General features: G+C 44.9%; 9 protein-coding genes and 2 pseudogenes. 6 read left to right on the top strand and 5 right to left on the bottom strand.

Annotated features, from left to right (window positions below):
- Window positions 1-139: 139 nt before the first annotated feature.
- Window positions 140-624 (bottom strand): annotated as a pseudogene (locus ACMAZD_RS20935) (hypothetical protein); the annotation flags it as partial.
- A gap of 343 nt (window positions 625-967) precedes the next feature.
- On the opposite strand from ACMAZD_RS20935, the gene hpf reads away from it, so the two are divergent.
- A complete protein-coding gene (gene hpf, locus ACMAZD_RS20930) occupies window positions 968-1,324 on the top strand; it encodes a ribosome hibernation-promoting factor, HPF/YfiA family (RefSeq protein ID WP_435250452.1) in 357 nt (118 codons plus the stop codon).
- A gap of 158 nt (window positions 1,325-1,482) precedes the next feature.
- Here the strand turns inward: hpf and ACMAZD_RS20925 are convergent.
- Window positions 1,483-3,462, bottom strand: a pseudogene (locus tag ACMAZD_RS20925) (methyl-accepting chemotaxis protein).
- Window positions 3,463-3,857: 395 nt separating this feature from the next.
- Between ACMAZD_RS20925 and ACMAZD_RS20920 the strand changes: the two are divergent.
- A complete protein-coding gene (locus ACMAZD_RS20920) occupies window positions 3,858-4,031 on the top strand; it encodes a hypothetical protein (protein ID WP_435250451.1) in 174 nt (57 codons plus the stop codon).
- A gap of 72 nt (window positions 4,032-4,103) precedes the next feature.
- Here ACMAZD_RS20920 and ACMAZD_RS20915 read toward each other — a convergent pair whose 3' ends face one another.
- Window positions 4,104-4,703 (bottom strand): hypothetical protein, encoded by a 600-nt coding sequence (locus ACMAZD_RS20915; protein WP_435250450.1) that lies wholly within the window; start codon window positions 4,701-4,703, stop codon window positions 4,104-4,106.
- Between the two features lie 199 nt (window positions 4,704-4,902).
- On the opposite strand from ACMAZD_RS20915, the gene ACMAZD_RS20910 reads away from it, so the two are divergent.
- Window positions 4,903-5,448: a TetR/AcrR family transcriptional regulator gene (locus ACMAZD_RS20910; RefSeq protein ID WP_435250449.1), complete on the top strand. Its 546-nt coding sequence runs from the start codon at window positions 4,903-4,905 to the stop codon at window positions 5,446-5,448.
- A gap of 135 nt (window positions 5,449-5,583) precedes the next feature.
- Here the strand turns inward: ACMAZD_RS20910 and ACMAZD_RS20905 are convergent, their stop codons facing one another.
- Entirely contained in the window at window positions 5,584-7,449 is a 1,866-nt protein-coding gene (locus tag ACMAZD_RS20905; protein ID WP_435250448.1) for a fructose-specific PTS transporter subunit EIIC, read from the bottom strand.
- 243 nt (window positions 7,450-7,692) lie between these two features.
- Here ACMAZD_RS20905 and ACMAZD_RS20900 point away from each other — a divergent pair, with 243 nt between their 5' ends.
- A complete protein-coding gene (locus ACMAZD_RS20900) occupies window positions 7,693-7,995 on the top strand; it encodes a PTS fructose transporter subunit IIB (protein ID WP_435250447.1) in 303 nt (100 codons plus the stop codon).
- A 7-nt stretch (window positions 7,996-8,002) separates the two neighbouring features.
- A complete protein-coding gene (locus ACMAZD_RS20895; protein ID WP_435250570.1) occupies window positions 8,003-8,776 on the top strand; it encodes a PTS sugar transporter subunit IIA in 774 nt (257 codons plus the stop codon).
- 19 nt (window positions 8,777-8,795) lie between these two features.
- Here ACMAZD_RS20895 and ACMAZD_RS20890 read toward each other — a convergent pair whose 3' ends face one another.
- Entirely contained in the window at window positions 8,796-9,635 is an 840-nt protein-coding gene (locus ACMAZD_RS20890) for a helix-turn-helix transcriptional regulator (protein ID WP_435250446.1), read from the bottom strand.
- A 379-nt stretch (window positions 9,636-10,014) separates the two neighbouring features.
- Between ACMAZD_RS20890 and ACMAZD_RS20885 the strand changes: the two genes are divergently transcribed.
- Window positions 10,015-11,919: a PTS fructose transporter subunit IIABC gene (locus ACMAZD_RS20885; protein WP_435250445.1), complete on the top strand. Its 1,905-nt coding sequence runs from the start codon at window positions 10,015-10,017 to the stop codon at window positions 11,917-11,919.
- Window positions 11,920-11,937: the final 18 nt, after the last annotated feature.

Raw genomic sequence — 11,937 nt, 5'->3', positions numbered from 1 at the left:
TGATCAATCAATAATCATCAGTAATAGCCCTTTTACCTACAAAAAAGCGCCCCATAAAAATAGGGCGCTTTTCTAAAGTTGAATCAAATTACTTAGGTGCTAGCTCGTAGTTTTCTTGCATCTCATGAGGGGCAATCCCCTACTCATAATCAGCTAAGTAGCCATCCTTATAAACCTTCATTCCTTTTTCATCCCTGCTCACTTTGCTCATCGCTGTATTCCCATCTTAACTGCCTAGCAGCTTAAGCATTTCTATATCAATCTTAATGGCTTTGATGGTTTTAATGCGCTTAAACGGCTTAAATTCAGTGGTCGAGGTTGGCAAAAAACCGTAGCTGCTGATCCAAGTATCTTTAGGTACTAGCCATTGGTTGAAAACATCATCAACAATCGCTTTCGGCATGCTCGCAATAACCACATCGCACGTCATTACGTTATTACGTTATTGGTCTCTAAGCTGTCACCGCCCTTTACATCGAAACGTAGGTAAGAAAATCAACGCCAATTTCAGATTCAGCAGACAAACGACCTAGAGTAACCGACTTATTAACGTACAAATCAGCGCTATCAAAACTGCTGCATCATCTCTGGGATTTTCTGAAACTCAACAGGGGCTGCAAAGGCTTATATTTGTAATTGTGATATTGAGTGAAAGAATGGAATCTGTATCAAAAACAGGTGGTTTATAAATTTAAGACTAGAATAAGTCATTGTGGTGGTGCTTGATTAAGGCGATAAAATCTAAGTGAGCGAAGTCAATTGGAGCAATATTTCGAGAATGAGTTTTTTTTAACACGTTTGGAATTCACGAAACATAATATGCGATCAGTTCATCGGACTTTCAAGGGAGTAACAAGAGAATATTTGATAACACTGAAGTGAATCACACATGTGCTAATTCTCAGTTGGTTAATCTGTGCGATGTTTGCTACGTTTAAATGACACAGTCATTGGAAAGGTATGATTTATGAAAATAAATGTTCAAACACATCATGTATCAATTAACGACGAGTCACGCAAAGACATCGAAGGTAAATTCGAGAAGATATCTAACCATTTCCCATCACTGATCAGTTGCGACATCATCATTACTAAAGAACACGGTCAACATCAGGTTGAAGTATTCACCAACTACGAAGGTGTACGAGTAACAGCCAAAGCTACAGACGATGTTATGTACCCAGCTATCGCTGCAGCGCTTAAGAAACTTGAAGCAGGCTTAAGCAACCGTAAGGGACAATTGAAATCCGACCTACACGAGAAGCCAACCAGTACGAAGCCAGAAATCGCTTCAGATATCATCCAAGAGATGAAGTTAGTATAGCTCCACAGTAGAAGCGCGCTAACAAATAGCATCGCACAAGAATTGCAAAGCCAGCACATGTGAACTGACCCCCAATTATTGGGGGTCAGTTCATTCACGGGCTTTTTAGTTTTCATTAAGGCGGCTCTAATCAAACTACCTTTGGCTGTTTTTAAAGGTTAGCTCTTAAACGTACTAGCGATCTCTTTCAATGACGCCGCCAGTTCAGCTTGTTCTTTGGCTGTTGCTGCAATTTGTGTTGCGCCAGTGGTCGACTCTGTCGATTTCTGCTCAACAGCCATCACGTTTTGCGCGATGTCTTGAGTCACAACCGCTTGCTCTTCTGTAGCAGTAGCGATCTGTTCTGTCATGCTGAAGATCTCGCTTATCGCAGCTGAGATGCTTTGTAAGGTGTGCTCGACCTCTTTTGAATCTTCTACTGCTTTTGATGACATCTTCTTGCTGTTATCAATCACATTGAAGGCTGTCTGCACATCAGATTGTAGTGAACTGATGAAGCCTTCAATCTCCAATGTCGACTCTTGCGTGCGCTGTGCCAGTGTCCGAACCTCATCGGCAACCACCGCAAATCCACGGCCTTGCTCGCCCGCTCGCGCTGCTTCGATCGCCGCGTTCAATGCCAGTAAGTTAGTTTGGTCTGCAACCGACTTAATCACATCAATCACACTGTTAATGTTATTGCTGCTCTCGTGCAGGTGCGTGATTTTTTCCGCTAGGTCATTAATTTCAGATGCCAGTTTTTCGATAGAGTGGTAAGAGTTTTGAACCGTACTCAAACCTTCTTGCGACTGCTCATCGACCAGTTTAGCGGAGCTAGCTGTCTGTTGAGTTTTCGCGGCCACTTCATTTACCGTTGCTGATAACTCTTCTGTCGCCGTCGCAACTAAACCGATTTGATCTTGTTGTTGAACCAACGTATTTGAGTTGTAGTGACAAGTTTGCGAGGTTTCTTCAGCAGCAGAAGCTAAGGTCAGGCTCGACTGAGACAAGTTGTCGATAACGTTTGAAAACTTCTCTAGCGTTTCGTTGAGTGCCGAAGAGATCTGGCCAAGCTCGCTATTACCAACGTACTTAGCACGAACCGTTAGATCATTGTCATTACGAACTTTAGACAACATCACCGTCAGATCTTTCACTCTCATCGTCAGGTCGCTGATCGCCTTAAAGCTGACGAAGGTTGCGAACAAAGTAATCAAAGCAAATAGACCAATACTCATCATCATCGCAGACTGCGCTTCTGACATCTTTTTCTCGGTCAGCACAATCAGTGATTCTGCTAGGTGGTTTTCTGTTTTCTTTAGCTGAACAATACGAGCAGTAGATTGAGAGAACCAGTACACAGGGTCAACATCAAAACCGCTCATTTTAGATTCAGCCAAACTACGAAGCTTTTCAACTTCTGCTACAGAGCGGTCATTTAGCTGTTGCTCAAAGAAACGAACGTTCGCTGGGTTGCTCAACACTTCAAAGTTCGAGAAGTAGGTATTTTGCTCTGTCACCAAAGAGATGAATTTCACCAGCATACCCGGGCCAAATTCATTTTTAGAAAAGGTGTTATTTAGGACAGCACGCTCGATACCCGCTCGCTCTTTACCTTACAAGAAGTTGTAGTAAGCGATGGTTTCATTAGTGATGGTGGCATCAGAACTTAACTCAGCAATTAACGCCGATACGCTAAGCAGCTTTGCATTCAGTTGGGTGTAGTAACCCAAGGCCTCAGAAAGCGGAATCGATTGAGAGTCCACTCGATTTCGAATCGTCGTTATCTGATTAAGGCTTTGGCTTATCTCTGTGTTCAGGCGATTGATCTGCAGCAGATTGATATTGGAAAACTGCCAGTAATCGTTTCTTTCATTACGTCGGTTGTCGGTATTGGTTCTCTGCGCGGCTAATTCACTGACAAATTTGGTTCCTTGAGAGCCAATAAAACCCGCTGTCATGCCTCGCTCTTTTTGTAACTCATGCACTAACTCACTGTACACAACCGAAAGGCGTGTCAGTTGATTCAATGAGGACATTTCTGTCTTTGTTTCTACGCCTGTGGATATCGCAGAAACACTGAGCCAGAGAAACCCTAAGATCGGTAAAATAAGCAAAGCGATGATTTTTTGCTTAAAAGACATATCGGTTAATTTCATTTTTATTTCCTAGCGGCTAATGAATCTATATCTGTCGTGTAATTAGACACACTTCTAAAACGGTGAACCTTTACTGAGATCATAATAATATTTAGTTTTATCAATTACCGTGCCATATTGGACGACAATCGATAACGCTAGCATTTAACCTTACAAAATTCATTGACTTATTTGTAAAACTGTTAGCTATGCAACTTTAGAAAACATAAAAACCGTGCAACAACATTTTCCCGACGCAAGTGACTGAAAAATGAAAGTTTTCTATAACCCTAAAGAGGTATGTGCTCACCCTTTTTCTGCTCAGTTGTCGCTACATATTCAGCGCCAACTATGTATAATGCCGGGCTTAAAAAGTTACGAATTCAATTAACGTAGAAGCATAATTAGAGGTTTTTATGGACTGTCCCGCTTGCGAAGAACACATTGGATGGGAATGGGTAGAAGAAGCAGCAATCGAACCTAATGAAGAATTCGATTGCCCAGAGTGCGAAGAAACGCTGATGTACACTATCGATGAAGGCACCTATTACGGCGCGCAGCATAAAACCGTCGAAGTTGTTGATAGTTGACAGCCAACGCTAGTTTGAATTCAAGCCATCCGAACTAGCGTAAACACATATTGTGACTCTCTTCCAGATAGATTAAACCTCTTCACTTTTCGGACGGTAAGGCTCTTCTCGTAGAATGTGGCTGATTAATAACTTCAAATAGAACACAGGTAAGAACCACTCTAAGCCGACAGGTGATTCCAAAACATAAAGCGATAAGATAAAGCTCAGTGTATACAGAATCAAAGCAACCGGACGTTGTAGATAGAGTGCGGTTTTCAATACCAAGGCACACGCCAACATCATGTAGCTCCCCGTCACTGCTACCCACACTAGGTTCAAATCCAAGAACAGCCAGCTGAATACTGTTAACTGAATGAAGTGAATAGCGATAAAGGTCATGTGTTGCTTAAAGCCTTCCCCTTCTCTGTGAAACCAACGCTTGGCACTTGATGTCGCGTTGGTGATCACGCCCCCCAACACGTCAATGGTTAGCAGAACCGCTGCTAGGTATTGTCCCCAAGACCATCCCAACTCTGCATGATTGGCATACGCAGCAATCAGCGCACCCGCTATGAACGGAATGTACAGCTGCAGGTTCTTCTCTGCGGATGTCGCACCCGGACCGATGAATTTATCTAGTCCGCCTAAGAAGCCCGCTCTGAATGGGGGTAGGTTCCAATCAATTCCCATAGTTACCTCGAATAATCGTCGTTTAATTTTTTAGAACACTTGGTCTTTTTAAATTAGATCGAAGTTTAACCACTGTAAAGAATTATTTTGACCACCTGGACTAATTTAAACTAAGATGACACTCATCAGATGCATTAAGCTATTGCTTCAGTTGCCTAAATTGACTAAACCTTCAACTAATGAACTCCGAGGAAGACTCATGCCAAAGATCGTCGATCATGACAAAAGACGCGAAGAGATCGCACTGAAAGCCGCTTGTGTGTTTTTGGAGTTTGGTTATAAAGAGCTGGGAATGAGACAACTGTGCTCACACCTCAACATGAGCAAAAGCGCGGTTTATCACTATTACAAAAGTAAAGATGAGCTGTTCAAGGCTGCGACCGAAGCGATTGTTCGACACGATAGCGGTAACCTCGCCGACTTGCCTCTAGCTGTGGATGCCACAACTGAGCAGAAGATTGAAAACTTCGTCCATATCTTTCAGGCCATCGAATCACGTCACTTCCAAGAAATGAAGTTGGTCTTTGATTACATTGATGTGATTGGTCAAGAAGCTGTAGCTGAAGATGCCAGCATCGAAATCGCCAACAATAAGTATCAACAACTGCTTGCCCAATATATCGATGCCGAGAATGCGATTGAGCTGTACAGCATCCTCATCGGCCTGCTAACCCACCAAACCCTGTGTGGTGGGCAGCTTGAGCCTGAGTATGTGCGTTCCTTGGCAAGTAAATACTTAGCCTAACCATTCTCTCGAAAAGTAAGAACATAGCTAAACAGTATCAAAGGGTTAGTTACTTTAAGACGCTCAAGTATTACTAACAATACTTGAGCGTCTCTTTATTTATCGCTTTTCAGACAATCTTAAAGCCGATTACTTTTATACTTTCCTCATAATCAACGTCTGCGCATTGAGCATCGCCTCTTTGGTGCTGACATCTAAGGTTTTGACGTTCGCAAAGCGCTCGATTTCTTTAATCGCCACGTCGTGAGCGAAGATCACCAACCTCGCCCGTTCAATATCTTTTTGTGTGATGCGATTGCCTATCCCGCTGGCGCCCTGCGTTTCAACTTTTATTCTAACCCCGAGATGATGAGCAGCCTTTTCCAAAGACTTCGCCGCTAGAAACGTATGGGCAACACCAGATGGACAAGAAGTAACAGCCAGCACATCAGCCAATCCTTCTTCCGTGACCGAGCCACCTGTTGTTCGATTCAATCGCGACTCGTCTTCAACGACATTCTTTTTCAGTAGTATCACAATAAAGGCTGTTGTTAGCGCGCCCGCTAGTGTTCCAACAATGTAGCCAATTTTGCCATCAACCACTGGCAACACGATCCAACCGCCCCATGGTGCATGGTTAATAACATGGAACATAAAGCCAACCACATTACCGACAATGCCACCAGCAACCACTGCAGGCAGAACACGTGCAGGATCAGCCGCTGCAAATGGGATCGCACCTTCACTGATGCCGATCATTCCCATAATACCCGCCGCTTTTCCGGCTTCGCGTTCGTCTAGTTTGAATTTCTTAGGTGATATGAAAGTGGCAAGAGCCATGCCTAATGGTGGCGTACAGATGGCAATACCGACGCCTCCCATCAACCAAGGTTGAGTATTCACCTGCGTTTGAGCAAACAGCGTCGCCACTTTGTTGATTGGGCCACCCATATCAAAGGCCGTCATCGCCCCTAAAATACTGCCCAACACCACTTTCCCTGAGCCCGCCATGCCGGTGAGCATTTGGTTCATCTCAAGCATCACATACGCGATAGGAGAACCAATCACCCACATCACGGCGCCACAGGTAATGAAGGTGCCAACTAAGGGATAGATAAAGATAGAACTCAGCGAGATCATGCTGTCTGGCAGTTTGATCTTCTTGAGCAAATTAACCACGAAACCTGCGAAGAAGCCAACCACAATCGCACCAAGAAAACCGGTGTTGTATTGGTTCACCGCGACCCAAGAACCAATCATTCCGGGCGCTAAACCCGGCTTATCTGCCATCGAGTAAGCGATATAGCCACCAAGTACTGCTGTAAATAGGGTTAAGCCCGCGATGCCCATCTGTGCGATATCAGCAAGCACGCCGCTTTCTGGTACTGCACCGTGGCCAGACATCATCACAGACAAAGATAAGAGCACACCGCCCGCAACCACGAATGGGATCATGTGCGAAGTGCCGTACAACAAGTGCTCTTTGAGACGATTAAGAGATTGTGCCCAAGGACTTAATGGTTCGCTGTACACTTCGTGATGGCTAGAAGCGTAGCTATCGAAAGATTCAGAATTCGCTTCAATGAACAGTTGTTGCGCTTCTTCTACTGACTCAGCCGCCTTCAATTTTGTAACAAAGCCATCTTCAATCAATCGAGTCGAGATCTGAGCCAACACCTCAATATGATGGTCATCGCTATTGTCTGGTGAAGCGAGCATGAAAAATACATCCGAAAGTTCACCGCCGTCTGCGCCATAATCAATACCCGACCGGCTAACTCCAACCGCCACTGCTGGTTTAGCGACAGCAGAACTTTTCGCATGTGGTATCGCAATACCATCATCAAAGCCTGTATTACCTATGGTTTCTCGCTTCCACAAATCAACAAGGAAATCACTTTTACTGGAGAGCTTTCCTGCTGAATCAAGCATCTCAGCAAGCTCTTCAAATACTGCTTGCTTAGAATCTGCCTTCAAATCTAAGCAGATAATCTCAGGCTCTATGATGTTAGTGATGTCCATGTGCTGCCTCGTACAAATACCAATTTAAGTAAATGAGGTAAAGAGGTTAATGATATGAAAAGATTAACGATGCAAGCCCGCTCAATATATAGGACGAAAGGTGCATTAACTAGATTATTGTAACCAAGAATCTAGAATGTGACGTCCACCTTTGAATTAAAAACGGAAATCCATAAAAATCACAGATTCAGATAGCCCTATCGATCCAAGTAAACTGTCGATCTAAGTACACCGAGAATAATAATGAAAATTGTAGCGGTAACTGCGTGCCCTACAGGGATTGCACACACCTATATGGCAGCTGATGCTCTAAATAAGACAGCCCCTAAATTCAACGTTTCAATCAAGGTTGAAACACAAGGTGCTATGGGTATTGAAAACTTACTCTCTGCACAGGACATTAGCCTCGCAGACAAGGTATTGATCGTCTCTGATGTCGACATTGAACAACCAAGCCGCTTCGACCCAGCTAAAACCTTATTCATCCCAATGGAAGAAGTGTTGTTGAGTGTCGATAAAGTCTTTATTAAGCATTGTCGAACCTAAACCTTTCATGAACGAATATCAGATCACCTTCTTCGTTGACGATCCTGCAGCTAACTCACACGTTTCACAGCCACTTAGCCGCTTGGCAAAGAAATTCAAAAGTACCATCCGTATTATCAACATCACTCAAAACCGAACGGCTGATCTCTCCAAATCTGTTGCGATGTTGCAAGTGGGCCTACTTCGTGGCGATTTGTGTCAGATCACCGCGATCGGTATTGATGCCGAACTAGCGTGCTTCGTTCTTAAAGACGTAATTGCTGAGCATTACGCTATGGTTGGCTCACAAGTGAACCATGAGTTCTCGAAAGATCTCATCCAGCGTATGCCGCAGATATGTCCACCTTGTGACATCAAGTGGCACCATGCCAAAGCACAAACTCAACTAACCAAATTTGAATGTCTTAAGGGGCTTGCTCATCTGGTATATCCACAAGACCCAGATGAACTGATTCTCGCGTTTATTAAACGAGAAGAACGCTCTTCTACGTGTGTATCCCCGGGGATCGCACTACCCCATGTGATGTTTAAATCCACCCAAGATCTCTCGATCGCGGTCATCGTCAGTGACGACCCGATTGATTGGGCTTCACGCATTGGTGAGGTGCACGTTGCTATCGCTTTGGTATTGCCAACGAAGCCACAGCGAGAGCACATTGTGGCGGCCACTAACCTAACCAGAAACCTGCTTCACGATCAAGTCAATGAACGTTTACAGAAGACCCGGAGCAGCGTCGACCTACAAGCCCTATTGATGTACATCTCTTCACGTCTGATTTGATTCATCAAATAGCTTGGGGCTAGATTGACCCACGATATTCGGTTGGGGTTTTTCCGGTGCGGTTTTTAAATACTCGGCAGAAGTAGTTCACATCTTTAAAGCCACAGCGGACTGACACTTCATTGAGTTTGAAGTTGTACTTCTTGAGCATGAACTTAGCGCGGTCAACACGAACGCGAGTAATGTACTCTGCCAGCGTCATGTGGCCTTGTTGACGGAACATTCGCGACAAATGGTTGGATGAAATACTAAAGCGCGAGGCGATACTGTCCCGGGTGATATGACGGTGAAAGTTCTCTTGAATGTAGATACAAATGCCCTGATACACATCCTGCACTCGGCTGTGGGATTTCTCGATAGGTGCATCTAACATCGTCTTGCTGTATTGAAGCAGCGCTTGCAGTAATAGCTCGTCCATTGGCTGCTTGTTACTCTCTCTCGCGAGTGAGCTAAGCGCCTCTAGAATGTTATCAATCGCAAATCCAGATCGAGTCTGAATACTGTGCTTTTGAATATCATAAAAACTCTCCTCGCCTTTGCGTTTGCTCACCAAACTTAAACCTAGCTGACGACGACCAAACAACATACTCAACACCGAACAATCGGTATCCCAGTTTGGTTTATTCCAACAGTTGGGTGGGATGAAAATCGCGTCTCCGGTTTCGGCAATAACGTTGGTGATCTTGCGATCATGACTCTCCATTTCATTAATATACTCTCCATCTAGCACCAGCTCTAAGCGCGGAAAGCTCACCTGATAACTGCATGCTGAAGGCGTGTGAAAATCTCCAGCAAACCAGATGTTGTGAAATGGTCCTCGCTCGTTTAACACCGACGAGATTAGGTCATGAAAAATCATTTATTCGAACTCTTATAGGCAGCAATAAGGCTACGGGAGTAGATATACTCCTTAGTAAAAAATAGTGCTATTGAGCAAAATCACAATTTGAGATCTAGGTTACAAAAATCCAGTCATAGACATAAATCTCCAGTCACAAATCTGATATAGTACGTAATCCCTCTAACAGCCCAACACGCTGAAGCCCTTATAAATAAACGCGTCATCACCTCAAAAACGCTGTCAACAGTGACCAAAAAACGCACCACTAACCGATCAAAATCACACTCCATTTAGAACGCATTAATCATCCAGTAAATGCATTTTTTCTTCACTACAGAAGATAAGACGTAGATTCCAGAATACCCCTAACAAAATAAAAACAGAGTAGGGGTTCATTATGATCACGACATTGATCAATCAAGATTTGATTAAGCTTTCGCTTAGCGCTGATTCAAAAGAAGACGTATTTAAAGAGCTGATAGACGTACTTTATGCGCAAGGTCGAATTTCAAACAAAACACAGTTTCTTGCCGACATTAAGGCGCGTGAAGAACAAGGTAATACAGGGTTTGAAGAGGGCATCGCCCTGCCACACGCAAAAAGTAGCGCGGTGATCAAACCCGCAGTTGTTATCGGCGTCCATAAACAGGGCATCGAGTACGGGGCAGATGACGGTCAGCCATCAAAACTGTTCTTCATGATTGCCTCTCCTGACGGCGGCGATAATCACCACATTGAAGTATTGGCAGAGCTTTCTTCAAAACTGATTGAAGAAGGCTTTATCGAAAACTTCATGAACGCCGACTCTGAACAATCCGCGTTGGAACTACTGCTTACCAAACCTGAACCATCAGCAACCGAAACCAACATTGAGAAGCAAGGCTTCATCATAGGTGTGACAGGCTGCCCAGCAGGCGTTGCACACACTTATTTGGCAGCTGAAGCGCTAGAGAAAAGCGCGGCAGATCTTGGCTACGACATCAAGGTCGAAACCAACGGCTCTATCGGCGTTAAAAACAGCCCTACTCAAGAAGAGATCGAACGTGCAGACGCCATTGTGGTGGCTTGTGACAAGCAGGTCGACATGGCTCGCTTTGCCGGAAAACGTGTCATCTGCACCAACGTAAAAGCGCCAATCAAAGATGCGCAAGGCTTGATTAAGCAAGCACTCAACGCACCTAGTTACCAAGCTGACCAAACGCCGACCAACCAATCTGTTGTAGAGAAAGCATCACAAGCGCGTTCAGACCTTTATCGTTACTTGATGAATGGAGTATCACACATGATCCCATTCGTAGTGACTGGCGGCCTATTGATTGCCCTAGCACTGGCGATTGGTGGCGAGCCAAGTGAATCTGGCATGGCAATTCCTGCTGGCAGCATGTGGAACCAAATTCTAGAAGTCGGTGTGGTTGCTTTCACATTGATGATCCCAATCTTGGCTGGCTACATTGCTTACGCGATTGCTGACCGCCCTGCCCTAACCCCTGGCCTTATCGGTGGTTGGATTGCTAACAACGGCTCTTTCTATGGCGCTGACGCGGGTACAGGCTTCATTGGTGCAATCATCGCTGGCCTATTAGTCGGCTACTTCGTTAAATGGATTACCTCGTTTAACTACCACAAATTCGTGCAACCGCTTGTGCCTATCATGATCGCTCCGATCACTGGCTCTTTGTTCATCGCGGGTCTGTTCATCTTTGTTATTGGTGCACCTATCGCTGGCCTGATGGATGCTCTTACTGCACTACTAACGAGCATGAGCACAGGCAACGTGGTTCTATTAGGCATCGTACTGGGTGGTATGGCTGGTTTTGATATGGGCGGCCCATTCAACAAGGTGGCATTCCTATTCTCGGTCGGCATGATTGCCAGCGGTCAAACTCAATTCATGGGTGCGATGGCGTGTGCAATCCCTGTAGCTCCACTGGGTATGGCTATCGCAACCAGACTTGGCCGTAAGTTCGACCTGTTCGAATCTTCTGAAATTGAAGCAGGTAAAGCAGCAGGCGCGATGGGCTTGGTGGGTATCTCTGAAGGTGCGATTCCTTTCGCGGCTCAAGACCCGATGTCGGTTATCCCTGCCAACGTACTTGGTTCAATGACTGCAGCGGTTATGGCGTTCTCATTCGGCATCACCAACAGCGTTGCTCACGGTGGTCCAGTTGTGGCTCTGTTAGGTGCTATGAACTACCCAGTGATGGCACTTCTGTGCATGGCATCAGGTGCGGGCGTAACTGCGGTTACTTGTATCGCACTTAAAAATCTACGTAAAGTCAAGCTAACAGCAGCAGCGGCTTAAGCCATTTCAACTCCAATG

Source organism: Vibrio sp. nBUS_14, assembly GCF_051201655.1.
GTDB lineage: Bacteria > Pseudomonadota > Gammaproteobacteria > Enterobacterales > Vibrionaceae > Vibrio.
The sequence above is the reverse complement of the archived record's forward strand: the minus strand, read 5'-3'. Positions and strand labels throughout refer to the sequence as shown.

What these genes read in the sequence shown, in the direction of transcription:
- hpf (WP_435250452.1), top strand. Translation starts at nt 968, where the DNA reads ATGAAAATAAATGTTCAAACACATCATGTATCAATTAACGACGAGTCA.
- ACMAZD_RS20920 (WP_435250451.1), top strand. Translation starts at nt 3,858, where the DNA reads ATGGACTGTCCCGCTTGCGAAGAACACATTGGATGGGAATGGGTAGAA.
- ACMAZD_RS20915 (WP_435250450.1), bottom strand. Translation starts at nt 4,703, where the DNA reads ATGGGAATTGATTGGAACCTACCCCCATTCAGAGCGGGCTTCTTAGGC.
- ACMAZD_RS20910 (WP_435250449.1), top strand. Translation starts at nt 4,903, where the DNA reads ATGCCAAAGATCGTCGATCATGACAAAAGACGCGAAGAGATCGCACTG.
- ACMAZD_RS20905 (WP_435250448.1), bottom strand. Translation starts at nt 7,449, where the DNA reads ATGGACATCACTAACATCATAGAGCCTGAGATTATCTGCTTAGATTTG.
- ACMAZD_RS20900 (WP_435250447.1), top strand. Translation starts at nt 7,693, where the DNA reads ATGAAAATTGTAGCGGTAACTGCGTGCCCTACAGGGATTGCACACACC.
- ACMAZD_RS20895 (WP_435250570.1), top strand. Translation starts at nt 8,003, where the DNA reads ATGAACGAATATCAGATCACCTTCTTCGTTGACGATCCTGCAGCTAAC.
- ACMAZD_RS20890 (WP_435250446.1), bottom strand. Translation starts at nt 9,635, where the DNA reads ATGATTTTTCATGACCTAATCTCGTCGGTGTTAAACGAGCGAGGACCA.
- ACMAZD_RS20885 (WP_435250445.1), top strand. Translation starts at nt 10,015, where the DNA reads ATGATCACGACATTGATCAATCAAGATTTGATTAAGCTTTCGCTTAGC.